Source organism: Aeromonas sobria, from assembly GCF_050266975.1.
Taxonomy (GTDB): Bacteria; Pseudomonadota; Gammaproteobacteria; order Enterobacterales; family Aeromonadaceae; genus Aeromonas; species Aeromonas sobria_B.
Map to the genome: position 1 here is coordinate 1 of NZ_JBKISU010000121.1, position 318 is coordinate 318.

Here is a 318-nt window from a genome sequence, read left to right on the forward strand (position 1 = left end):
ACGTGCAGGGGGCCGATGGTGCGGCGGTGACCGCGGCCAACCTGACCGGCACCTACGGCAGCCTGGTGCTCAATGCCAATGGCACCTACACCTACACCCTGGCACCGCTGGATCCGCAATTCGTGGCGCTGCCGGGGGGCAGCACGGGCAGCGAAGTGTTCACCTACACCCTGACCGACGCGGACGGCGACGTGAGCACGGCGACCCTGACCCTGAGCATTCGGAACGACGATGACGAGGTGACCATCACCAACCTGATCCCGCAAGGGGCGGGGGGCGATGCCATCGTCTACGAAGATGACCTGCTGGCAGACCGGG

1 protein-coding gene is annotated in these 318 nt (G+C 66.7%); it reads left to right on the forward strand.

From position 1 onward, the window contains the following. Positions 1-318, forward strand: a 318-nt coding sequence (locus ACLHZ1_RS20720) for a VCBS domain-containing protein (protein WP_427263553.1), incomplete at both ends; no start/stop codon positions are given.